Source organism: Bradyrhizobium sp. HKCCYLRH3097, assembly GCF_051167875.1.
Lineage (GTDB): Bacteria > Pseudomonadota > Alphaproteobacteria > Rhizobiales > Xanthobacteraceae > Bradyrhizobium.
Map to the genome: position 1 here is coordinate 240,444 of NZ_JBNPTX010000011.1, position 22,953 is coordinate 263,396.

25 protein-coding genes are annotated in these 22,953 nt (G+C 65.4%); 14 read left to right on the forward strand and 11 right to left on the reverse strand.

Features of this window, described 5'->3' with window-relative positions; translation table 11 throughout:
* Positions 1-73 precede the first annotated feature (73 nt).
* A complete protein-coding gene (locus ACQR0U_RS24970) occupies positions 74-514 on the reverse strand; it encodes a hypothetical protein (protein ID WP_315717830.1) in 441 nt (146 codons plus the stop codon).
* A 448-nt stretch (positions 515-962) separates the two neighbouring features.
* On the opposite strand from ACQR0U_RS24970, the gene ACQR0U_RS24975 reads away from it, so the two are divergent.
* Both ACQR0U_RS24975 and ACQR0U_RS24980 read left to right on the forward strand, forming a co-directional pair.
* Entirely contained in the window at positions 963-1,232 is a 270-nt protein-coding gene (locus tag ACQR0U_RS24975) for a helix-turn-helix domain-containing protein (protein WP_315717831.1), read from the forward strand.
* A gap of 161 nt (positions 1,233-1,393) precedes the next feature.
* On the forward strand, positions 1,394-1,921 hold the full coding sequence (locus tag ACQR0U_RS24980) for a collagen-like protein (RefSeq protein WP_315827118.1): 528 nt from the start codon (positions 1,394-1,396) through the stop codon (positions 1,919-1,921).
* A 30-nt stretch (positions 1,922-1,951) separates the two neighbouring features.
* Here the strand turns inward: ACQR0U_RS24980 and ACQR0U_RS24985 are convergent, their stop codons facing one another.
* Entirely contained in the window at positions 1,952-2,224 is a 273-nt protein-coding gene (locus tag ACQR0U_RS24985; RefSeq protein WP_315717862.1) for a DUF2277 domain-containing protein, read from the reverse strand.
* A 96-nt stretch (positions 2,225-2,320) separates the two neighbouring features.
* Here ACQR0U_RS24985 and ACQR0U_RS24990 point away from each other — a divergent pair, with 96 nt between their 5' ends.
* From ACQR0U_RS24990 to ACQR0U_RS25010, 5 genes are all read left to right on the forward strand, one after another.
* Positions 2,321-3,382: an alpha/beta fold hydrolase gene (locus ACQR0U_RS24990; RefSeq protein ID WP_316171682.1), complete on the forward strand. Its 1,062-nt coding sequence runs from the start codon at positions 2,321-2,323 to the stop codon at positions 3,380-3,382.
* A gap of 21 nt (positions 3,383-3,403) precedes the next feature.
* Complete coding sequence (locus ACQR0U_RS24995) at positions 3,404-3,757, forward strand: hypothetical protein (protein WP_410051259.1); 354 nt, start codon at positions 3,404-3,406, stop codon at positions 3,755-3,757.
* A gap of 187 nt (positions 3,758-3,944) precedes the next feature.
* Positions 3,945-5,066: an efflux RND transporter periplasmic adaptor subunit gene (locus ACQR0U_RS25000; RefSeq protein ID WP_316171681.1), complete on the forward strand. Its 1,122-nt coding sequence runs from the start codon at positions 3,945-3,947 to the stop codon at positions 5,064-5,066.
* Positions 5,067-8,141 (forward strand): efflux RND transporter permease subunit, encoded by a 3,075-nt coding sequence (locus ACQR0U_RS25005; protein ID WP_434842851.1) that lies wholly within the window; start codon positions 5,067-5,069, stop codon positions 8,139-8,141.
* Positions 8,138-8,449: a DUF3240 family protein gene (locus ACQR0U_RS25010; protein WP_434842850.1), complete on the forward strand. Its 312-nt coding sequence runs from the start codon at positions 8,138-8,140 to the stop codon at positions 8,447-8,449. The genes ACQR0U_RS25005 and ACQR0U_RS25010 overlap by 4 nt, the downstream gene beginning before the upstream one ends.
* Before the next feature lie 95 nt (positions 8,450-8,544).
* Here the strand turns inward: ACQR0U_RS25010 and bfr are convergent, their stop codons facing one another.
* Both bfr and ACQR0U_RS25020 read right to left on the reverse strand, forming a co-directional pair.
* A complete protein-coding gene (gene bfr, locus ACQR0U_RS25015) occupies positions 8,545-9,030 on the reverse strand; it encodes a bacterioferritin (RefSeq protein ID WP_315717837.1) in 486 nt (161 codons plus the stop codon).
* A gap of 120 nt (positions 9,031-9,150) precedes the next feature.
* Positions 9,151-9,435, reverse strand: coding sequence for a (2Fe-2S)-binding protein (locus ACQR0U_RS25020; protein ID WP_434842849.1), 285 nt, complete (start codon positions 9,433-9,435; stop codon positions 9,151-9,153).
* A gap of 629 nt (positions 9,436-10,064) precedes the next feature.
* Between ACQR0U_RS25020 and ACQR0U_RS25025 the strand changes: the two genes are divergently transcribed.
* Both ACQR0U_RS25025 and ACQR0U_RS25030 read left to right on the forward strand, forming a co-directional pair.
* Positions 10,065-10,385, forward strand: coding sequence for a hypothetical protein (locus ACQR0U_RS25025; protein WP_434842848.1), 321 nt, complete (start codon positions 10,065-10,067; stop codon positions 10,383-10,385).
* A 214-nt stretch (positions 10,386-10,599) separates the two neighbouring features.
* Positions 10,600-10,881, forward strand: coding sequence for a hypothetical protein (locus tag ACQR0U_RS25030; RefSeq protein ID WP_257169446.1), 282 nt, complete (start codon positions 10,600-10,602; stop codon positions 10,879-10,881).
* A gap of 87 nt (positions 10,882-10,968) precedes the next feature.
* Here the strand turns inward: ACQR0U_RS25030 and ACQR0U_RS25035 are convergent, their stop codons facing one another.
* The 3 genes from ACQR0U_RS25035 to ettA form a co-directional block, all read right to left on the reverse strand.
* The gene (locus ACQR0U_RS25035) at positions 10,969-12,156 is read right to left on the reverse strand and encodes a lytic murein transglycosylase (protein ID WP_316173042.1); all 1,188 of its coding nucleotides are present in this window, start codon (positions 12,154-12,156) and stop codon (positions 10,969-10,971) included.
* 131 nt (positions 12,157-12,287) lie between these two features.
* A complete protein-coding gene (locus ACQR0U_RS25040; RefSeq protein ID WP_315750243.1) occupies positions 12,288-12,866 on the reverse strand; it encodes a TIGR00645 family protein in 579 nt (192 codons plus the stop codon).
* A gap of 142 nt (positions 12,867-13,008) precedes the next feature.
* Positions 13,009-14,658, reverse strand: coding sequence for an energy-dependent translational throttle protein EttA (gene ettA / locus ACQR0U_RS25045; protein WP_315717864.1), 1,650 nt, complete (start codon positions 14,656-14,658; stop codon positions 13,009-13,011).
* A gap of 304 nt (positions 14,659-14,962) precedes the next feature.
* On the opposite strand from ettA, the gene ACQR0U_RS25050 reads away from it, so the two are divergent.
* Positions 14,963-15,181, forward strand: a complete 219-nt coding sequence (locus ACQR0U_RS25050; RefSeq protein ID WP_315717844.1) for a hypothetical protein — start codon at positions 14,963-14,965, stop codon at positions 15,179-15,181.
* 124 nt (positions 15,182-15,305) lie between these two features.
* Positions 15,306-16,268, forward strand: coding sequence for a D-2-hydroxyacid dehydrogenase family protein (locus ACQR0U_RS25055; protein WP_316171678.1), 963 nt, complete (start codon positions 15,306-15,308; stop codon positions 16,266-16,268).
* Positions 16,269-16,349: 81 nt separating this feature from the next.
* Here the strand turns inward: ACQR0U_RS25055 and ACQR0U_RS25060 are convergent, their stop codons facing one another.
* Entirely contained in the window at positions 16,350-17,588 is a 1,239-nt protein-coding gene (locus ACQR0U_RS25060; RefSeq protein WP_315717846.1) for a L,D-transpeptidase, read from the reverse strand.
* 364 nt (positions 17,589-17,952) lie between these two features.
* On the opposite strand from ACQR0U_RS25060, the gene ACQR0U_RS25065 reads away from it, so the two are divergent.
* Positions 17,953-18,969, forward strand: coding sequence for a hypothetical protein (locus ACQR0U_RS25065; RefSeq protein ID WP_315750240.1), 1,017 nt, complete (start codon positions 17,953-17,955; stop codon positions 18,967-18,969).
* Between the two features lie 14 nt (positions 18,970-18,983).
* Here ACQR0U_RS25065 and sseA read toward each other — a convergent pair whose 3' ends face one another.
* From sseA to ACQR0U_RS25080, 3 genes are all read right to left on the reverse strand, one after another.
* A complete protein-coding gene (sseA, locus tag ACQR0U_RS25070; RefSeq protein WP_434872306.1) occupies positions 18,984-19,841 on the reverse strand; it encodes a 3-mercaptopyruvate sulfurtransferase in 858 nt (285 codons plus the stop codon).
* A gap of 112 nt (positions 19,842-19,953) precedes the next feature.
* The gene (locus tag ACQR0U_RS25075; RefSeq protein ID WP_315717849.1) at positions 19,954-20,367 is read right to left on the reverse strand and encodes a rhodanese-like domain-containing protein; all 414 of its coding nucleotides are present in this window, start codon (positions 20,365-20,367) and stop codon (positions 19,954-19,956) included.
* A 101-nt stretch (positions 20,368-20,468) separates the two neighbouring features.
* Positions 20,469-21,644: a vWA domain-containing protein gene (locus ACQR0U_RS25080; protein ID WP_315827124.1), complete on the reverse strand. Its 1,176-nt coding sequence runs from the start codon at positions 21,642-21,644 to the stop codon at positions 20,469-20,471.
* A 115-nt stretch (positions 21,645-21,759) separates the two neighbouring features.
* Here ACQR0U_RS25080 and ACQR0U_RS25085 point away from each other — a divergent pair, with 115 nt between their 5' ends.
* Together ACQR0U_RS25085 and ACQR0U_RS25090 are read left to right on the forward strand one after the other, a co-directional pair.
* The gene (locus ACQR0U_RS25085; RefSeq protein WP_315717851.1) at positions 21,760-22,005 is read left to right on the forward strand and encodes a GlsB/YeaQ/YmgE family stress response membrane protein; all 246 of its coding nucleotides are present in this window, start codon (positions 21,760-21,762) and stop codon (positions 22,003-22,005) included.
* 97 nt (positions 22,006-22,102) lie between these two features.
* Positions 22,103-22,945, forward strand: coding sequence for an AAA family ATPase (locus ACQR0U_RS25090; RefSeq protein ID WP_315717852.1), 843 nt, complete (start codon positions 22,103-22,105; stop codon positions 22,943-22,945).
* Positions 22,946-22,953: the final 8 nt, after the last annotated feature.

The following is a 22,953-nucleotide window of genomic DNA, read 5'->3' on the forward strand; positions in this document are numbered from 1 at the left end:
TCGCCCGCGCAGGCGGGCGATGACACCTGTTGTGAGTTGCTACGCAGCCACGATGACGACGACGATGACGCAACTACCTGATCGTGATCGCGAGCCCGGACAGATCGACGTTCGCCAAGAGGCCGATCTGTTCACCCGAGAGTTCCAGCACCGCGCCCTTCTGGTTGGTCAGCACGATGCCGCGCACGCCGCGGCCGACGGCGAGGCCCGCGCCGGCGGCGCCGTAGACGCCCTCGACGTCGGACGGACGCCAGATGTTGCTGACGCGGCCGCGCAGCACCGTGCGCGAGCCGCCGAACACCAGGCCCCAGTCGAGGCCGCCGGTCGACAGCGGATAGGCGCGGCCGTGGAAGTTCAACACGCCGCTGCCGCCGGAGCCGCCGATGATCCACCCCGCCTTGTAGATGGTCAGCGTGATGAAGCCGCCATCCGCGTGCGCCGTGGCCGGAATGACGGCGCCGCAAGCAGCCGTCAGTGCCACCAGCAGACCGCGAAGCGAGGATGCAATTGTCATGGATGAAGTCTCCAGCGAAGTGAATTTGGGCTTGAGGTCATTCGATGGCCGTGTGTGACGATCGTGCCCCACCAAGCGAATCGATCGGGCCGAATTTAGCCCTTTGCGCGGCACCGCGCATGCGCCGCCGCCGGTGTGTTCGAAATGACGCGCTCTCACCGCAGGAATTTGGCGATGCAAACGGCCCGCCGCCGACATTGACGATGGCTGTCGGAGGGCATGCCGGCCGGGCGGGCCGTGATGTGCCGCCAGCGCCGGTGAAATGGGTCGAGACCCGCGCAGAACCAAGGCGATTTCAGGGTATTTGGCGCGCTGGAGGCGGCCGGACGCCGGCGTTAAGGCCCCATTAACCTTGTCCGACCACGGTGATTTACGGGCTGGATGTTTAGTTGGTCTCGATGTTTACGCGTCGTTTCAGTGGCGGCGCGGGCGTTGATCGGGAGGAGTTATGTCGCAAGAGTTGTCATCCGAAGCCGCAAGTCCGTCACTCGTGCCGCTTGCCATGCCACCGTCGCGCTCCGCGGCGGAGGTCCTACCGCTGTTGATCGGCACGCCCTTGTCCGAGATCGAGCGCGAGCTGATCGTGCAGACCCTGGCGCGCTGCAACGGCAATCGTACCCACGCCGCAAGGCTGCTCGGCATGCCCGTGCGTACCTTGCGCAACAAGATCCGCATCTACACGGCCGACGGCATCGCGGTGCCGGCCTATTCTGCCTGATCCGACGGCGGCCACGCGATATCCCATCGCGTGGAACTCATCAGGATGCGGCGCCGATTGATGTTGATCAATCGGCCTCGCAGCCCTGCTGCAATTGCTGCCGTCGTCGCGGCTCTGTTAGGCTTCGCTGCGAATCAAAGACGTGTAGCGGAGTTGCGGTAGTGGCAAGGAATCCGGCCGGACGCGGCCTGCAGGGCCCGGTGGGTCCACGTGGCCCGCAAGGGCAGCCCGGGCGGCGCGGACCGGATGGTCAGCGCGGCAAGCCCGGTCCCGACGGCAAGGCGGGTCCGCAAGGCAGGCCCGGTCCGCAGGGGCCCCGCGGCGAGGCCGGTCCGCCAGGCAAGCCGGGACCTGCCGGACCGCAAGGTCCGCAGGGCGAGCCGGGAGCGCCAGGCACTCTGCCGACGATCGATCAGCTGATGCCCTGGCTGGAGCAGATCTTCGCCGCCTATGACGACTACAAGCGCAACCGCGATCGCGAGGCGCATGAGCGTGAGGCCGAGCTGGTCGCGGTGCGCGACATCTTCGCCGCCACCACGCATGACGATGCACTGGACGAGGCCTTCGAGGACGACGATCCGCACGACATCGACCTCCCGAAGAAGAAGAAAAAGAAGAAGGGCAAGAAAAAGAAGAAGCACGACAAGCACGCCCAGGGGCGCGGCGACCACGACGACGAGGGTTTCTGAGCTTCGCCCTCCGTCAGGGCACGATAGGCCTCAGCGCGGGCCGAACCGGGCCGCCGAGCGTTCCCGCGCCTTGGCCGCCTCGATCTCGCGGTCGCGCGGCGGCGCCTGGGTCTGCAGCGAGGTCAGGAGCCGCCGCGCGGCGTCGGCCACCTCCTCGACCGCGCGGGCGAAGGCGGCCTCGTTGGCCTGGGAGGGCGCGTTGAAGCCGGACAGCTTGCGCACGAATTGCAGGGCCGAGGCCTGAATTTCAGCCTCCGTCGCCGGCGGCTCGAAATTGAACAGCGTCTTGATGTTGCGGCACATGATGAGTCCCATCAATACGGTACTGAACCAGGTCGCAGACCGTGCTATCATGCCTCCGACGCGGCCGGAAGAGTCGCGCATGATCAGGGGGAGTCCATGTTTCGACCGCTTGCCGCCGTTCTTGCCGCCGTCGTCGTTGTTTGCGCGCCGGCCCGCGCCGCCGACTATCCCGCCCCGAAGCAGGGCGACTTCGTCGTCAAGGATTTCAAGTTCCACACCGGCGAGACGCTGCCGGAGCTGAGGCTGCACTATACGACCGTCGGCGAGCCGACCGGGCAGCCGGTGCTGGTGCTGCATGGCACCGGCGGCTCAGGCGGAAGCATGCTGGTGCCGACCTTCGCCGGCGAATTGTTCGGCAAGGACCAGCCGCTCGATGCGAGCAAATACTACATCATCATTCCCGACAGCATCGGCCACGGCAAATCGTCAAAACCCTCCGACGGGCTGAAGACGAAATTTCCCGCCTATGACTATGCCGACATGGTCGACGCGCAGCACCGCCTGCTGACCGAGGGCCTCGGCATCAAGCACCTGCGGCTCGTGATCGGCAATTCGATGGGCGGCATGCACAGCTGGGTGTGGGCCACGCGCTATCCGGACTTCATGGACGTCGCGGTGCCGATGGCCTCGCAGCCGACCGAAATGGCGGCCCGCAACTGGATGCTGCGCCGGCTGATGCTGGAGACGATCCGCAACGATCCCGACTACAACGGCGGCAACTACACCGCGCAGCCGCGCATGATGAAATACGCCGTCACGGCCTATGCCACCGCCTCGGCCGGCGGCACCATCGCCTACCAGCTCGCGGCACCGACCGCCGCCAAGGCCGACAAGCTGATCGAGGAGCGGCTCGCCACGCCGATCCCCACCGACGCCAACGACTTCATCTATCAGTGGGACTCCTCGCACGACTACAATCCGTCCGCCGATCTCGACAAGATCAAGGCAACCGTGATGCTGATCAACTCGGCCGACGACGAGCGCAATCCGCCGGAGACCGGCGTCACGGTCGACGCGATGAAGCGCGTCGCCAACGGCAAGCTCTTCCTCATCCCGACCTCGGCCGAAACGCGCGGCCACCTGACCACGGGAAACGCGAAGTTCTACGCCGAGCCGCTGCGCGAATTGCTGGCGACGGCGCCGCAGCGCGGCATGTAGATCGGCGGAGGGAGCGAACGAATGCGCAGGACGATGCTGGCCGCTGTCACGATCGGCTCGTTCGCCTGCGCGACCGTCGCGCCGGCCTTCGACAATGGGCAGTTCGACAACGTCCCGCCCGATATCCGCGCGTGGTTCAAGAGCGTGATCGCGCCGAACGGCGTGCCATGCTGCGATGTCTCCGACGGCCACCGCACCACCTATGACGTCCGTGACGGCACCTATTGGGTACCGATCGAAGGCCGGTGGATGCCAGTGCCGGAACGCGCCATCATCCGCGACCGCGGCAACCCGATCGGCAAAGCCGTGGTGTGGTACGTCCATCACCGCGGCGACATCATCATCAGCTGTTTCGTTCCCGCCGATGCGGTATGATGCGCATGTGCGCCATCTGACTGCGACTGCTGCGAGTCGTTAGCGACAAGACAGGTCTCAAGCGAGATTTTCAGCTCGGCTCGCGGGCTCGTGACCGGCCCCTGTTGACGCAGGTCAACAAATACGGAAATTGGCCGAAATAGTGTGCAGAATGCGTCATGCATGAACGCGAAGATTCCTGATCGAAATGCTCAAGCGATTGTTTTTCCGGTCCGCAGGCCGTCTGGCCCGCGCGTCTCTCGCGCTGGCTCTCGTCGTCGCGCCCTGCGCTGCGTCGGCCGATGATGAGCTGAAGCTCACGCCAAGCCAGGCGCAGAACCTCGGCGTGCGCGTGACGCATCCGATCTCCAGCCGGATGGACAGGACCCTGCCTTATCCCGCGCAGATCGTCATTCCCACGCCTCAACTATGGGTCGTCAGCGCGCCGGTCGCGGGGATGATCACCAACCTCGCTGTTGCCCGCGGCGATCGCGTGACCGTCGGACAGCCGCTGCTCACGCTGGAGAGTCCGAGCTTCGTCTCGCTCCAGCGCGATTACCTGCACGCGCTGGCACAGGAGGGACTCGCGGCTCAGCAGTTGAAGCGCAACGCCGACCTGTTCGAAGGCAAAGCCATCCCGCAACGCGTGCTGGAGTCGAGCCAGGCCGAAGCACGCCAGGCCAGCATCGTCGTCGCCGAACGACGGCAGATGCTGCACATCAGCGGGCTGTCGGACGAAGCCATCGCCCGGCTCAGCAATGAGGCGGCGATCAGCGCGACACTCACCGTGACGGCGCCACGCGCCGCGTCCGTGGTCGAGATCGCGGTATCGCCGGGCCAGCGCCTTGAGCAGGCCGCGTCCCTGGTAAAGCTTGCGCGGCTGTCGCCGCTATGGGCCGAGATCGCGATCCCCGCGACCAACATCGGCGCCATCAAGACCGGCGCCAAGGTCGACATCGAAGGCTATGCGACACCGGGCCAGGTCATCCTGGTGTCCGAGACGACAGATGCCGCCACGCAGACCATTCTCGTCCGCGCCGAGATTCCAAACAACGGTGAGCTGCATTCCGGACAGATGGCGGCCGCTCGCATCGGCTTCATCTCGGCAGGCGAAAGCGCATGGGAGATTCCCTATAGCGGCCTCGTCCGTCGCGGCGAGCAGACCTCGGTGTTCGTCGCCACGGAAGGCGGTTTCCGGCTCGTCCCCGTGACGCTGCTCGCGGAGGATCAGGATCACGTCGTCATCGCCGGCCCCCTCACGGACAAGGACGAGATCGCCATCGGCGGCATCTCGGCGCTGCGCGGCATCCTCTCGCGACTGGGGCAGTAGATGCTACAGCGGCTTGTCGCATTCGCGCTGTCGCAGCGGCTCTTCGTCATCCTGAGCACACTGCTGGTGATCGGCGCTGGCGCCGTCGTCCTGCCGAGCCTGCCGATCGATGCCTTTCCGGACGTCTCGCCGGTCCAGGTGAAGATCATCATGAAGGCCCCCGGTCTGACGCCGGAAGAGGTCGAGCAGCGCATCACGGTCCCGATCGAGCTGGAGCTGCTCGGATTGCCGAACAAGAAGATCCTGCGCTCGGCGACGAAATATGCGCTGGCCGACATCACCGTCGACTTCGAGGACGGCACCGACATCTACTGGGCCCGCAATCAGGTCTCGGAGCGGCTCTCCAACATTTCGCGCGACTTCCCCGAGGGCGTGAGCGGCGGCCTTGCGCCGATCACGAGTCCGCTCGGCGAGATGTTCATGTTCACGATCGACAGTCCCGATCTGTCGCTGGCCGAGCGCCGGACCTTGCTCGACTGGGTCATCCGCCCGGCCCTGCGCACCGTGCCCGGGGTTGCCGACGTCAACGCGCTCGGCGGCTATGTTCGCGCCTTCGAAATCGTGCCGCGGAACGATGCGCTGGCGGCGCGCGGCATCTCGTCCGAGCTGTTTCGCAAAGCCATCGAGGCCAACAGCCGCAACGACGGTGCCGGGCGGGTCAACCAGGGCGAGGACAGCGCGCTGGTCCGCATCGAGGGCAGCATCCGCGGCATCGACGACATCCGCGCGATCATCGTCGACACCCGCGACGGAATCCCGATCCGGGTCAGCGACGTCGCCCGGGTCAAGATCGGCGCCCTCACCCGCTATGGCGCCGTCACGAAAGACGGCAAGGGCGAGACGGTCGAGGGGCTCGTGCTCGGCTTGCGCGGGGCCAACGCCGGACAATTGGTGCGCGACGTTCGGGCGCGGCTGGATGAGCTGAAGCCATCGCTACCGAGCAGCGTCACCATCAACGTGTTCTACGACCGCAGCCGGCTGGTCAACCGCGCCGTCGGCACGGTGGTGCGGGCGCTGGGCGAAGCCACGGTGCTCGTCGTCGTGCTGCTGCTGCTGTTCCTCGGCAATTGGCGCGCCTCGCTGGTGATTGCGCTCAGCCTGCCGCTCGCGATCGTGATGGCGCTGATCGTGATGCGGGCTGTCGGCATGTCCGCCAACCTGATGAGTCTCGGCGGCCTTGCGATCGCCATCGGCATGCTGATCGACGCGCTGGTCGTGGTGGTCGAGAACATCGTCGGCAATCTCGCAAAGCACGATCACGCAAGCACCACGCCGCTGATCCACATCGTCTACCGCTCGGTCTGCGAGGTTCTGCAGCCGGTCGCCTCGGGCGTCCTGATCATCATCATCGTGTTCGTTCCGCTGCTGACCTTGCAGGGGCTGGAGGGCAAGCTCTTCATTCCGGTCGCGCTGGCGATCATCTTCGCCCTGGCCGCGTCGCTGCTGCTGGCGCTGACGGTGCTTCCGGTCGCAACATCCTTCGTGCTCACATCCGCGTCGCATGACGATCCATTGCTGATCCGCGCAGCGCAGCGCGTCTATGCGCCCGCGCTCGACTGGGCGCTCGGCAACGAGCGCAAGGTGATCGTCGCGGCGCTGGTCTGCCTCGTTGCCGCGGGATATGGCTACACCCGGCTGGGCAAGACCTTCATGCCGACGATGGACGAAGGCGACGTCATCGTCAGCGTGGAGACGCTGCCATCCGTCAATCTCGACGAGTCCCTCGCCATCAATGCCCGGCTGCAGGCGGCCCTGATGAAGGTGCCCGACGTCGCCGGCATCATCGCACGCACCGGCTCGGACGAGCTCGGGCTCGATCCGATGGGACCCAATCAGACCGACACGTTCCTGGTGCTCAAGCCGGCAGACCAGCGGCAGACCAGCGACCGGGATGTCCTGCTCGAGACGCTTCGCGAGGTCCTGACCGGCTTCCCCGGCGTCTCGCTCAGCTTCACGCAGCCCATCGACATGCGCGTGCAGGAGATGATCAGCGGCGTCCGCGGCGACGTCGCGGTCAAGATCTTCGGCCCGGACATCGCCAAGCTCAACGAGATCGCAGCGAAACTGTCGGCGATTCTATCCGATATCGATGGAGCCCAGGACGTCTACACGACGCTCAACGAAGGCGCGCAATATTACACGATCGCCGTCAACCGAATGGAGGCGGGCCGGCTCGGGCTCACGGTGGATTCGATCTCGGCCGCCTTGCGCACGCAGATCGAAGGCCGAACGATCGGCACCGCGCTCGAGGAGGGACGCCGGACGCCGATCCTGGTCCGCGGCGGCGAGGCCACGCGGCAGGCGCCGACGATGCTGGCGGGGCTGCCGCTGACGCTTGCGTCCGGCCAGCATGTTGCGCTCTCGCAGGTCGCACGCATCCAGCGGGTCGATGGCCCGGTGAAGATCGATCGTGAGGACGGCAACCGCATGAGCGTGGTTCGCAGCAATGTTCGCGGCCGCGACATGGTCGGTTTCGTCCAGGCGGCTCAGCAAAGGGTCGCAGCCGAGCTGCCGCTGCCGTCCGGCTATCGGCTGACATGGGGCGGGCAGTTCGAGAACCAGCAACGTGCGGCCGCGCGTCTATCGGTCGTGGTGCCGGTCGCGATCGGCTTGATCTTCGTGCTGCTCTTCACCACGTTCGGCTCGGTGCGCCAGGCCCTGCTCGTCCTCGTCAACATTCCGTTTGCGCTGATCGGCGGCGTGTTCGCGCTGGTCTCGAGCGGTGAATACCTCTCCGTTCCAGCCTCCGTCGGCTTCATCGCACTGCTCGGAATCGCCGTGCTCAATGGTGTCGTGCTGGTGTCTTATTTCAACCAGTTGCGCGCTCACGGGGTCCCCGAGCAGCGCATCGTGGTCGAAGGCGCCAAGCGCAGGCTGCGGCCTGTGCTGATGACGGCGAGCATCACGGCGCTGGGTTTGATCCCGCTGCTGTTTGCATCGGGGCCCGGATCGGAGGTCCAGCGTCCGCTCGCGATCGTCGTGATCGGCGGCCTGCTGTCGTCCACGCTGCTGACGCTGATCCTGTTGCCGATCCTGTATCGCCGCTACGGCGCCGCTGCGAAGGAAGCCACATGAGCAGCCAAGCCGTCTGCCTGACCCTGATCGTGCCGGATGCACTTCACAGCGAGGTGCTCGACCATCTGAGCGAGCAGACCGATCTCGTGACGGGCTTCACCGCCTCGGAAGCAGCCGGACACGGTGCGCGCGTCCGGCTACGGAGCGCTGCAGAGCGGGTGAAAGGACATGCCGACGAGGTCGTCGTGCGGATCGTGTTGCCGGAAGAGGATCTCGAGCGGCTCATCGAGCGGCTCAGAAGCGCGTTTGCGGGAACGCAGCTCGTCTATTGGGTCGTACCCGTCACCGCCTTCGGCATTATCGCGTGAGCGGGTTCGACGTCAGGGGCAGTCGATTCAAGGCTTGAAACACCAGCCCTGAATCGCCTCCCGTTCCGAAGCGGACTGCCGCCTCGCCGACGCCGTCAGTGCTCGCTCTCGAGGCCGCCGACGTGCTTCTGTGTGTAGAGTTCGAGACCGATGCGGTTGATGAGGTCGAGCTGGGTCTCGAGGAAATCGATGTGATGCTCCTCGTCCTTCATCAGCTGCTCGAACAGGTCGCGCGACACGTAGTCCTTGACGCCGTGACAATAGGTTGCGGCTTCCTGATACAACGTCCGCGCACCGATCTCGGCGGCGAGATCGCATTCGATGATCTCCTTGACGTTCTGGCCGATGCGCAGGGGATCGAGCACCTGCATGTTGGGGAAGCCGTCGAGGAAGAGAATGCGGTCGGTGAACTTGTCGGCGTGCTCCATCTCCTCGATGGATTCCTTGCGCCAGACCTTCGCCATGTCGAGAAGGCCCCAATTGTTCAACAGACGATAGTGCAGCCAATATTGGTTGATGGCAGTCAGCTCGCTGCGCAATCCCTTGTTGAGATATTCGATGACCTTGGGGTCGCCCTGCATGGATAAGCTCCGAAAAAGTTAGAGGCCGCAGGCGCTCAATAACAGGTTCGAAGTGCGGAGACGACCCCCGTTCATGTGCATTTTTCGGGCGGAGAACGACGCGACTGACGGCAATACCTGTCAGCAGGCAGCGAGCGCGAAACGGCTCTGAAGGTCGTCATCGATCGCCTTCACCGGTGTCGTCCCATGGTGGAGGCCGTGCTGACAGCCGGCCTGGCAGGCGCGGGCACAGGGACCCAGCGCCTCGTCGATGATCGTCTTGATCGTGCGCGCACAGCGGCCGCATTCCGCGCTGCACCCCAGGCAACCGTAGACCTGCTTGGGGTTCCGCGGCAGTTCGTCCGCGGACTTCACCGCGTTGCGGATATCGTGATCGCTGATGACGTTGCAGGAACAAACAATCATGAGAAACCGGCCAATCGTCCTTGGTCAGGTATCGATAGTCATCCGCAGCTACCCGCGCAAAGGGAAAACGGCGCTTTTGAAGCTATTCCAATTTCCCGATCAATCTAGAATGCCTCCAACTGTACGAGCTTGCCGCAGATCAAAGTTACCGCCGAATAATGATGGTGGGCGGCGATCGAGCAGGCGCAACTCAGTCGCCCCCACCACCGTCCCCTCCACCACCGTCGCCACTGTCACCTCCACCGTCGATCGGGTTTCCCATGACGTCCGGCGAGGTATTGGAAACCAACTTGCGAGACCGCCTCCCTGACTGGAGCTGGACCCCCCCGTCGGAGTCGACGCTGGTGCTGTCCGCGGACGAACGACGGCGGTTGGGCCTGCGGTCGGCACGAACCGACGGCGCGTAGCAGAGGGCCGACGTCAATCCGATCGCCACGACCATCGCCAGCGTGGGGGTCATGCCGGCTCCAATGCGGCAGTGAATTTTGTGCAATGCAGCATTGAACGTATCCTGGACTTGGGTCGTCCAATGGGACGCCCCCGTTCATTGATCATTCAAGCGGGATGTGTGAACCTGCCGTATCGCTAGATACGCGATCCGCTGACCTGGAGTGAGAGAGGTTAAGGTCATGAAGAAGACTCTTGCGGCCCTGGCCGCCGTCGTAACGCTGTCGACCGCAGCGCTGGCCCCTGCTCCTGCTGAAGCGCGCAATGGTCGTGTCGCCGCCGGTGTCGCTGCCGGCCTGCTCGGGGGTGCCCTCATCGGTGGCGCCATCGCTGCGGGCAGCAATCCCTATTATTATGGGCCCGGATATTCTTACGAACCGGGCTACTCCTATTACGGCGGGCCTGCCTACGTCGCCGATCCTGGCTACGCCTGCTATTGGCAGCGCCAGCGCTTCTGGGACGGCTACGGCTGGCGGATTCGCCGCGTCCGGGTTTGCGAGTGACCGTTCACCTTCATTAATTCCATGACCTTGCACCGGAATTTCGAGAACGGCGGCCGGCACGGCCAGAAAAAACCGTTTTTCCGTCGCATCAGGTCGAACAGAGTTTACGAAGGGTTGACGGATTGTCGTGTTTTCTCACGATGCTGACGGCCCAGATCGTGCGTGAATCACCAACCCGGCGCCTGCGAGGGCGCCTTCCAGGAGATCTCGGAACATGAAGAAGATCCTGACCGCAGTGCTTGCGGTTGCGACCATCGCCGGTTCGCTGAGCGTGACGGCACCGGCCGCCAAGGCTGGCGACGTGGGTGCCGGCGTGGCTGCCGGCCTGATCGGCGGCGCCCTGCTCGGCGGCGCGATCGCGTCCAGCCGTCCGGCCTATGGCGGTCCGGTCTACGTCGAAGCCCCTCCGCCGGGCCCGCCGCCGTGCGTGTGGCGCCGTGAGCGCTATTGGGACGGCTATGGCTGGGTGTCCCGCCCGGTTCGCGTCTGCTACTGATCCTGACGATACATCTCGATGCGAAAAGCCCGGCCTTGCTGCCGGGCTTTTTACTGCCGGCTCCGGCCTTCGCGCCGAATCGGCCGCTCAGCGCGCGGCGTTGATCGCCTGCAGTACCGATTCGCTCGGCCAGCAGTCGACCTTCAGGCCGGCCTTCTTCTGAAATGCGCCGAGCGCGGCGCGGGTCTGCATGCCGGCCTTGCCGTCGAGCTTGTCGCCGTAGAGACCGAGCCGCGTCAGGCCCTTCTGCATCGCCTCGACGTCCTTGCTCCGAAGCTGCTTTGACGCCGACCATGGTGTCGCGAACGGAGCCGGGCTCGTCATGCGGTCCGCGAGGTGACCGACGAACAGCACATAGAGATCTGAGAAATTGTATTCCTTGATGACGAAGTAGTTCGCCGTCGTCAGGAACGCCGGACCATAGATGCCCTCAGGCTGCAGCAGCGACGCGGGCTGCTGCTGCTCGGCTGCGCTGAGCCGCTGGCCGCGTACCGGGACAAAGCCGGCGCGCAGCCATTCGCCGATCGGCTTCTTCACCTCCGGCACGCCGATCGCGCAGTCGACAGTCGCCGGCGGCTTGACCTCGTAGGCCCAGCGCAGGCCGCGCTGCCACCCCTTGTTGGCAAGCTGCAGCGCCGCCGAGCCCAGCGCGTCCGGCACCGAATGCCAGAGATCGACCTTGCCGTCGCCATCGAGATCGACACCGTGCTTGTAGTACTCCGACGGCAGGAACTGGGTGAGCCCGACCGCCCCGCCCCATGACGCCCTGAGATCGCGGCGCGACACCACGCCGTCGCTCAGCATCTTCAGCGCCATGATGAACTCGGTGCGGTACTGGTCCTTGCGGCGGCCGACATAGGCCTGCGTCGCCAGCACGCGCAGCGCATCGTAGGGCAGCGCATAGCGGCCGAAATCGGTCTCCCGGCCCCAGATCGCAAGCACGACCGGCCCCGGCACGCCGAAGCGGCGCTCGATCTCGGCGAGCGCCGGACGATATTGCTGGATCAGCTTCTCGCCGTGCGCGGCCAGCCGCGCGATCGACGCTTCCTTGATGTAGTCGGCTGGCACCTGCACGAACTCGGCCTGCGCCGGCGCCCCCGTCACGGGCCGGCCGGGCAGCAGCAGATCGGGAAGCTTGTAGTCAGGCTCCAACCCGCGCGTCTCCGCCTCGAACGTCGCGCGGGAGACGCCCTGCTCCTTGGCTTCGGGCCAGAGCGAGTTGATGAACTGCGTGAAGGCGGCGTCAGCCGCGCTCGCTTGGCCATCGCCGAACATGCAGAGCGCCAGACCGACGAGAACGAGCCTGCGCAAACGGAGTAGCAGCTGCCGAACCATGCCTCAGGGCTACCATAGCCCGCGGCACTTGTGAACGTCAGCAGGCCACCGACGGAACCCGAGGCTGCCGCTCAATGCCCCGCCTGCTTCGCCTCTTCGATCGCGGCATTCGACAATTTGTCGACCACGGCGATGCCGATCGCGGAGAGGATGAAGACCGTGTGGATGATCGTCTGCCACATCACGCCGGTCTCGGTGTAGTTCGACTTGCCCGACGAAAGCGCGCCGGCCTCGATGAAGGTGCGCAGCAGGTGGATCGACGAGATGCCGATGATGGCCATCGCCAGCTTGATCTTCAGCACGCTGGCATTGACGTGGCTGAGCCATTCCGGCTCGTCGGGATGGCCCTGCAGATTGAGCCGCGACACGAATGTTTCGTAGCCGCCGACGATCACCATCACGAGCAGGTTCGAGATCATGACCACGTCGATCAGTCCGAGCACGGCGAGCATGATCTGCTGCTCGGAGAAATCGAAGGCGTGGGCGAACAGGTGCCAGAGCTCCTTCAGGAACAGCACGACATAGACGCCCTGCGCGATGATCAGCCCGACATAGAGCGGCAGCTGCAGCCAGCGCGAGCCGAAGATCAGCATGGGAATGGGGCGCAGCGCTCCGCCCTTGGAGGACAGGGTCGCGTCGGAGGAAGACATGTGAAGAATCTCGCGGCTGGGAGGGATTGCGGATCATGTATCTACGCAATCGCAGCACGCGGAAAAGCGACAACTGGCCGCAGCCGGGGCGCGACGCTTTGTCTCGGAACAGAGACCGCGTCGCGCCTCGCGAGATCAGGGATCAGCGCGTCAGCTTCTTGTACTTGACCCGGTGCGGAATCACGCTGTCCTGGCCGAGCCGGCGCATCTTGTCCTTCTCGTAGTCCTGGAAGTTTCCTTCGAACCATTCGACATGGCTGTCGCCCTCGAAGGCCAGCATGTGGGTCGCGATGCGGTCGAGGAACCAGCGATCGTGGCTGATGATGACGGCGCAGCCGGCGAAATCCTCCAGCGCCTCTTCGAGCGCACGCAGGGTGTCGACGTCGAGATCGTTTGTCGGCTCGTCGAGCAGCAGCACGTTGGCGCCCGACTTCAACATCTTGGCGAGATGCACGCGATTGCGCTCGCCGCCGGACAGCGCCCCGACCTTCTTCTGCTGGTCGGCGCCCTTGAAGTTGAACGCCGAGCAATAGCCGCGCGAGTTCACTTCCTTCTTGCCGAGCAGGATCAGCTCGTTGCCGCCGGAGATCTCCTCCCACACGGTCTTGTTGCCATCGAGCGCGTCGCGCGACTGGTCGACATAGCCGAGATGCACGGTCTCACCGATGGTGATGGTGCCAGCGTCCGGCTTCTCCTGCCCGGTGATCATGCGGAACAGTGTGGTCTTGCCGGCGCCGTTCGGACCGATCACGCCGACGATGCCGCCCGGCGGCAACTTGAAGGTGAGATTGTCGATCAGCAGGCGGTCGCCGAAGCTCTTGGACAATCCGTCGAAATCGACGACGTTCTGGCCGAGCCGCTCGGCGACCGGAATGATGATCTGGGCGGTCTGGGTCTGCTTCTCGCTGGCCTTCTTGAGCAGCTCCTCATAGCGCTGGTAGCGCGCCTTGGACTTGGCCTGGCGGGCCTTCGGCGAGGCCGCGATCCACTCCTGCTCGCGCGCCAAAGTGCGCTGATGCGCGGCATCCTCGCGGCCCTCCTGCTCCAGCCGCTTCTGCTTCTGCTGCAGCCAGGACGAATAATTGCCCTCGTAGGGGATGCCCTTGCCGCGATCGAGCTCCAGGATCCAGCTGGTGACGTTGTCGAGGAAGTAGCGATCGTGGGTCACGATCAGGATCGCGCCCGGATAATTGCGCAGGTGACCTTCGAGCCAGGACACCGATTCGGCGTCGAGATGGTTGGTCGGCTCGTCCAGCAGCAACAGCTCGGGCTGGTCGAGCAGCAGCTTGCACAACGCGACGCGGCGGCGCTCACCACCGGACAGCTTGGTGACGTCGGCATCGTCGGGCGGACAGCGCAGCGCATCCATCGCCTGGTCGACCTTGCTGTCGAGATCCCAAAGGCCCTGCGCCTCGATCTCGTCCTGCAGCTTGGTCATCTCGTCGGCTGTCTCTTCCGAGTAGTTCATCGCCAGCTCGTTGTAGCGATCGAGGATCGCCTTCTGCTTGCCGACGCCGAGCATGACGTTCTCGCGCACCGTGAGCTTCGGATCGAGCTGCGGCTCCTGCTCGAGATAGCCGACGCGGGCACCCTCGGCCACCCAGGCCTCGCCGGTATAGTCCTTGTCGATGCCGGCCATGATCTTGAGCAGGGTCGACTTGCCCGAGCCGTTGACACCGAGCACGCCGATCTTGGCGTCCGGATAGAACGACAGGTGAATGTTATCGAGCACCTTGCGGGTCGGGTAGGTCTTGGACAGACCCTGCATGAAATAGACGAACTGGCGCGCCATCGCGTGTCCCTTGAAGCCTGCCGGAATTTTCGGAAAATGGTTGCCGCTGATGTAACCGCGCGGTCCCCAAAGGGCAACCGGCGAGCCGGTCTCGGCGGGAACAAATGCCGGGAGAATCACGGTCGTTCCTGCGCCGGCCCGGCCTGCCGCCCACGGACGAATACGGGTCCATCACCTTGTGTGTGGCGGATCACGACAATTGCAACCATCTTTTAATTAATTCGGCGGGACACTCGGTCTCGGCCCGCAAGACCCCGCGCGCCCAAGCGGCAAAAGCCGCGACCGACAACAGCGAGAGCCCGTCATGGCAGCCTTCACCTCAGCCTCCCTGCCCGCTCCGGCGGCACACCGCAAAGACCGATCTGGGATCGCGGACGACATCCGCGGCTTCTGGCGCGAATTCGTCGCGCGCGCCTTCAACCCGTACCGGCCAGAATTGCACTACATGCGCGGCCCCGGCCCCGCCTGGCGCGCCAAGTACGGCCATGACGCCGCGTTCAGGCTGAAGACCCGCCTCGACTGATGTCTCCTGGTTCCGCGTGAGAGCGTGACGATGCCTTGCGCAACCACCGCGTTGCGCGCAAGCATGGCTCCATTCCTGACGGCATTCACCATTGCCGCCGTCCCCCGATGAATGGACCCTGCCGATGACACGGCTGCGCTGTGCGATCCTCGACGACTATTACGATACGGCCCTCTCGTTGGCCGACTGGCCCCGGCTGGCCGACAGAGTGGATGTGACGGCTTTCACACAGCCGTTCGGCAACGAGGAAGCGGCCGCCGGCGCGCTCACCGATGCCGACATCATCTGTGCGATGCGCGAGCGGACGCCATTGCCGCGCTCCCTGATCGAGCGGTTGCCGAAGCTGAAGCTCCTGATCACCTCCGGCATGCGCAACGCCGCCATCGACCTGGAGGCCGCCAAGGCGCGCGGCATCATGGTCTGCGGCACGCAATATGGCCGTGACCCCACCGCAGCGCTCACCATGGGCCTGATCCTGGAGCTGACCCGCAGGATCGGCCAGGAGAATGCTCTCATGCATGCCGGGCAGCCCTGGCAGACGCTGGGCGGCGTGGAGATCGAGGGCAAGACGCTGGGCGTGATCGGGCTAGGCAAGCTCGGCACCAAGGTCGCCGGGCTCGGCAAGGCGTTCGGCATGAACGTGATCGCCTGGAGCCCCAACCTGACGCCCGAACGCTGCGAGGCGGCGGGAGTAGGCTACGCGACCAAGGAGGAGCTGTTCACCGCCGCCGACGTCATCACCGTCCACGTCGTGCTCAGCGACCGCTCACGCGGGCTGGTGGGCGCGGCCGACATCGCGCGCATGAAGGCCACCGCCTATCTCGTCAACACCTCGCGCGCGCCGATCGTCGACGAGGCCGCATTGCTGCAGGCACTGCGCGACAAGCGCATCGCCGGCGCCGGCCTCGACGTGTTCTCCGTGGAACCGCTGCCCGTCGCCCATCCGCTGCGCCAGCTCGGCAATGTCGTGCTCACGCCGCATCTCGGCTACGTCACCGAGGAGAGTTTTCGCGCCCATTACGGCCAGATGGTCGATTGTATCGCCACCTGGCTCGCAGGAGCCGAGCCGCCGCGCCGGCTGGCTTGAAGCAGGCGAGCGCGGCCCTCACAGCAAAACACCCTCCGCGAGGAGGGTGTTTTCAACGTGATCAGCTCGCACACGCCCGCCTCAGCGGATCGTCACCGGCGGCGGCAGCGGCTGCATGTTGGCGGGCTGGCCAGCCGCCGGCACAGTCGCCTGGGCCTGAACGGGCGCCGGAGCCGGAGAGGCCGCGGCAGCAGCCATGTTCTTGCCGGAACCCGGAGGCGCACCGCCCGGCATCACGACCACGCGGGTGCCGACCTTGACCCGGTCGAACAGGTCGGCAACGTCGTCGTTCAGCATGCCGATGCAGCCGGAGGACACGAACTTGCCGATCGTCGACGGCTGGTTGGTGCCGTGGATGCGGTACACGGTCGAGCCGAGATACATCGCGCGGGCACCGAGCGGATTGCCCGGACCGCCGGCCATGAAGCGCGGCAGATAGGGCTGCCGCTCGATCATCTCGCTCGGCGGATACCAATCCGGCCACTCGGTCTTCTTGGTGATCTTCTGCACGCCGGTCCAGGTGAAGCCTTCGCGGCCGACGCGGACGCCGTAGCGCATCGCCCGGCCGTTGCCGAGCACCAGATAGAGGTAGGTGTTGGGCGTATCGACGACGATCGTTCCCGGCGGCTCCTTGGTGACGAAGTCGACCTCCTGGCGGCGCAGGTTCGCCGGCAGCGGCGCTGGCGCCGCGTCGGGTTGTTCCTCAGGCGGCAGAGCTGCTACCGTCATCGGACGATCTCCGGCGGACGGGGCCTGCGCCGCGCCCGCGACGGCGGGAGCGCCACCGACGGCGCCGGGCGGCCGCGGCGCGCCTGCGTCGCCACCAGGCGCGCTGTTGCCATAGGCGCCACCATAGGCCTGTTGGCTGGAGGCGGGACGATCACCGTAGATCACCGGGGGCGGACCAGCCGGGCGGCCATACCGCGGATCATCCGGGGACATCACCGGGCCGGTCGGAGCGGCCCCATAGACCGTCGCACCGGCCGGACGTCCATATCGGGGATCGTCGGGAGAAAGGATGGGACCGGTCGGAGCCGCAGCACCATAAACCGGCGCATTGGCTGGACGACCGTAGCGCGGATCGTCCGGCGAGATCACCGGGCCGGGTGGCGGCAACGCCGCGGAATTGCCGGGCGCATCCTCATCGTCGAGCGCGTCAAAATCCTGCCCCTGCCCGCGCGCGTCGGCCGGGTAGGGCGTCGGCGCCGGTGAATACGCTCCAGGCGCGGTCTGATAGACCTGCTGTGCCTCGGCAAACGAAGTTGCCGTCACGCCCGCTGCCGCGACCGCGCAAACCGTCAGGATTTGTCTGATCATCATCGCCCTTGCAGTATCCCCAAGCCGCCGATTGGGACCTTTGCTGTGCCAGATGGCCGAAGATAGCGGCGCATTCAAGACAATTCCGGCCAGAGCGGCCCGACTTCGGCAATTTGTGATCATGTCTCCGTCGTTGCACGGAAGTCTCACGCCGCCGAAAAAGTGCGGCGAAGCCCCCGCAGGCCCTATCGATGCCGTGATTTGCCGAGCGGGCGGGAACACTTCCGGTATTCTGACCTGAGCCTGATTCGCGATGCACGGCAGAAGCCGGCCTCGTCGCGAACGCGGCTATTCCCTGTGATCACCGCGTTCCCTACTGGCTCGAATGTCTCGGCAGTCCCCGCTGCCGTGGCGAGAGTTACCGTCAATGCTTCCCGGCTTTCGTTTTCTGGTCGCCGCGATCGTCTGTTCCATCTCTCTCACCATCTTCGGCATGGGCGCCGCGGCCCTGTTGCGCGCCGCCCACGAGCAGTTCGCCAGCAACGCGTCCTGGCGCACGACTCAGGCGTCGGGCTTCACGACGTTCCTACCGCCGGCCGAGCCCACGCCGGTGCTCGCAGTGCTGCGGGTGGATTCGATTCCGACACCGCCGGTGACGCCGCCGCCGGTCGTGGCCGATGCTGCCCCGGCAACGTCCGAACAGCCGAGCGCGCCGTCGACGGCGGCGCCGCTCACAGAAGCGCCCGAAGTGACACCCGTTGCGGTGGCCACCGACGTGCCGACGCCCTCGCTGCCCGCGGAAACGGTCGACACGTCCCGCACCTCCGCCATTGTCGCGACCGCGTCCGCGACGAACGACCGGATCGAGAGCACCAAGCCGGAGCGCCCCATTCCGGACACGACCGCTTCGATCGTCGCTCCGGTCGAAAAAGCGTCCGACAGGCCGAGCATGGACAGCTCGCCCGAGACTGCAGCGCCGGCCCCGCCGCGGGCGTCGAGCGAAACGGCGGCCGCCGTGGTCGCACCACCGCCGCCAGTTCCTCAGGTCATCGCCAGCGCCGATCCGATGATGACGACCGCAGCCGCCGCTTCAACCGCGCTCGCGCCCGTTCCGGCGGTGCTCGATCCGATCGCGGCCAAGCTCGCCGCGCTGGCCGAACAGCCGGCTCATCAGGAGCGGCCCGCCGCCAGCGAGCATCGTGCCTCGGTGAAGGTCGCGAGCGTTCAGTTGCGCCGGAGCATCCTCAAGAAGCGCCAGGCCCGGGAGAAGCAGATCGCTGCGCGCCGCGCCAAGCAGCGGCGCATCGCCCAGCGGCTCCGGTCGGCTCGGCAAGCCGCGGCCGCCCAGCAGCAACAGACTGCCTTCCCCGATCCATTCGGACAGCAGCCGTTTGGTCAACCGCAGGCGGTCGGCCAGCAGGCTGCCGGGCCGCGCACGCGATAGGCGGAGCCAGCCGATCAGGCCGGCCCCGTCGCAACCGGCGGACCGTTCTCGATGCCCCACTCCGACCACGAGCCGTCGTAGAGCGCGGTGTCGCGGATGCCGAGACGATAGAGCGCCAGCGTCAGCACGGCCGCCGACACCCCGGAGCCGCAGGAGGTGACGATCGGCTTGGCGAGATCGACGCCAGCGGCGCCGAATGCCTCGCGCAACCGGTCGAGCGGCTTCATCACGCCGGTCGCCGCGTCAAACAGCTCCGCATAAGGCAGATTTCGGCTGCCGGGGATATGGCCGGATCGGAGGCCGGGCCGCGGCTCGGCGACCTCGCCCGCGAAGCGCGGCGCCTGCCGTGCATCGATCACCTGCTCGGCATTGCCGGCGAGATTGGCAACCATCTGCTCGATCCGGCGCACGCGCGCGGCATCGAACTTCGCGCTGAACGTGCCGAGCGCCGGCCTGACCTGTCCGCTCTCGACCGGGCGCCCCTCCGCCATCCACTTCTTCAGCCCGCCGTCGAGCACGCGCACATCCGTGTGGCCGAATGACAGGAACATCCACCAGGCGCGCGGCGCGGCGACCCAGCCGCCGGAATCATAGACCACGACCGTATCGCCATTGCTGACGCCGAGCCGGCCCGCGTCGCGGCCGAACTGCTCGGCGCTCGGATACATGTGCGGCAGCGGATTGGAATGGTCGGAGACCTCGTCGACGTCGAAGAACACGGCGCCGGGGATGTGCGCCTTCAGATAATCGTCCTTCGGCAGCGGCAGCACACCCGGCATCTTGAAGGTCGCGTCGAGCACCTTCACCTTGGGATCGCACAGATGCGCAGCGAGCCAGTCGGTGGAGACGAGAGGGTCGTCGTGGATGGTCATGCGCAAGAGCTCCGGACTCACATTCAGTCGTCATCGCCGGACTTGAGATCCGGCGATCCACCTTGTCGAAGCGATGGACACGCGGGTCAAGTCCGCGCGGGATGGGCAGCGATCAATCCTTCTTCTTCGGCGCCCAGGCCTCGACCGGCCCGCCGGCGTCGCGCCACGCCGCGAAGCCGCCGCCGATATGGGCGACCGGCGTCAGACCCATGTCCTGTGCGGTCTTGGCCGCGAGCGCCGAGCGCAGGCCGCCGGCGCAATGAAAGATGAACGTCTTGTCCTGCTGAAAGATCGGCTTGGCATAGGGGCTCTGCGGGTCGATCCAGAACTCCAGCATGCCGCGGGTGCACGAGAACGCGCCGGGAATCCTGCCCTCGCGCTCGATCTCTCGGGGATCCCTGATATCGACGATCACGACATCGTCGCGCTTCGCCGCCGCGATCGCCTCAGCCGCCGAGAGCGTCTCGATCTCGGCGTTGGCTTCATCGAGCAGCGCCTTGATGCCGCGCGTGATGGTCTGGGGCATGCCTTCTTCCTTCGTCGTGTCCAGCCGTCGCGCGGCGCCGTTTCGACCTCGTCATTCGGGGTGGTCGGTCAGGACCGAACCGCCCGGAATGACGGGACTGCCTACCGGACCAGCTCCTTCATCGCCGCTTCCAATCCCTCAATCGTGATCGGATACATGCGCTCGGAGAAGATGCGGCGAATGATGGTGGTGGACTCAGAATAGTCCCAGTGCTTCTGCGCCACCGGATTGAGCCACACCGCGTGTGGATAGGTGCGGATGACGCGGTCGAGCCACACCGACCCCGGCTCTTCGTTGACGTGCTCGACCGAACCGCCGGGCACCATGATCTCATAAGGCGACATCGAGGCGTCGCCGACGAATACGACCTTGTAGTCGTGCGGGTACTTGTGCAGCACGTCCCAGGTCGGCGTGCGGTCGGTGAAACGCCGCTTGTTCTGCTTCCATACGCCCTCGTAGAGGCAGTTGTGGAAGTAGAAATATTCCATGTGCTTGAATTCGCTCTTGGCGGCCGAGAACAGCTCCTCGACCTGCGCGACGTGGGAATCCATCGAGCCGCCGATGTCGAAGAACACCAGCACCTTCACCGCATTGCGCCGCTCGGGACGCATGTGCACGTCGAGATAGCCGTGGTTGGCGGTTTCGCGGATCGTGGTGTCCAGATCGAGCTCGTCGGGCGCACCGGTGCGGGCGAACTTGCGCAGCCGGCGCAGCGCCACCTTGATGTTGCGGATGCCCAGCTCGACATTGCCGTCGAGATCCTTGAACTCGCGCCGGTCCCACACCTTCACGGCGCGGTTGTTGCGGTTCTTCTCCTGGCCGATGCGGACGCCCTCGGGGTTGTAGCCATAGGCGCCGAACGGCGAGGTGCCGGCGGTGCCGATCCACTTGTTGCCGCCCTGATGACGGCCCTTCTGCTCCTCCAGGCGCTTCTTCAAGGTCTCCATGAGCTTGTCCCAGCCCATGGCCTCGATCTCTTTCTTCTCCTCCTCGGTGAGGTATTTCTCGGCCAGCTTCCTCAGCCATTCCTCGGGAATCTCGGCCTTCTCCATCGCGTCGAGCAGGTTCTCCAGCCCCTTGAACACGGTGCCGAATACGCGATCGAACTTGTCGAGATTGCGCTCGTCCTTCACCAGCGCGGTGCGCGAGAGATAGTAGAAGTTCTCTACCGAATGCTCGGCGAGGTCGGCGTCGACGGCCTCCATCAGCGTGAGATATTCACGCAAGGAGACCGGGACCTGCGCATCGCGCAGTGCTGTGAAGAATTGCAGGAACATGCCCATTAGATCGCGCGGCTGGGAGGGCGCGTCAAGGGCCGCTCCACGCCCCACGCTGGACCCGCCGGCATTTTGCTCTACAATCCCTGGAACAACAGGTGGAATGGGGGCTTTGATGGGTATTATTGCAGCACTGATCATCGGCGCCGTCGCGGGCTGGCTGGCGGGGCTGATCGTGCGCGGCGCAGGTTTCGGCCTGATCGGCAACATGGTCATCGGCATCATCGGCGCGCTGGTCGCAAGCTACGTGCTGCCGGCGCTGCACATTGCGCTTGCCAGCGGCACGCTGGGGGCGATCCTGGACGCCACGATCGGCGCCGTCATCGTGCTCGTGATCCTCTCATTGATCAGGCGCGCTTGATTATTTCTGCTTCCGATGGCAGCCATCATCTTAAGGCCGCAGCGGCGTTGCCGCTGTGTAGCCACTCAACACAAGTTCGAACGATGAGCGAGACGCAATGAAATTTACCGGCACCCAGGACTACGTCGCCACCGACGACCTCAAAGTGGCCGTCAATGCGGCGATCGTGCTCGAGCGCCCGCTGCTGGTGAAGGGCGAGCCGGGGACGGGCAAGACCGTGCTGGCCGAGGAAGTCGCCAAGGCCGTCAACGCGCCGCTGCTCACCTGGCACATCAAGTCGACCACCAAGGCGCAGCAGGGCCTTTACGAATACGACGCCGTCTCGCGGCTACGCGACAGCCAGCTCGGCGACTCCAGGGTGTCCGACATCAAGAACTACATCAAGCGCGGCAAGCTGTGGGAGGCCTTCACGGCCGAGCAGCGACCGGTGCTCTTGATCGACGAGATCGACAAGGCCGACATCGAGTTTCCGAACGACCTGCTGCTCGAGCTCGACCGGATGGAATTCCACGTCTACGAGACCAACGAGACCATCAAGGCGAAGCTGCGCCCGATCGTCATCATCACGTCCAACAACGAGAAGGAGTTGCCGGATGCGTTCCTGCGCCGCTGCTTCTTCCACTACATCAAGTTCCCCGATCCGGATACGATGGGCCGCATCGTCGACGTGCACTTCCCGAACATCAAGAAGCGACTGGTCGAGGAGGCCCTGCGCATCTTCTTCGAGGTCCGCGACGTGCCCGGCCTGAAGAAGAAGCCGTCGACCTCCGAGCTGCTCGACTGGCTCAAGCTGCTGCTCAACGAGGACATCGGTCCTGAGCAGCTGCGCGAGCGCGACCCGCGGAAGCTGATCCCGCCGCTGCACGGTGCGCTGCTCAAGAACGAGCAGGACGTCCACCTGTTCGAGCGGCTCGCCTTCCTCAGCCGGCGCGAGGTGTGAGGCGCCCA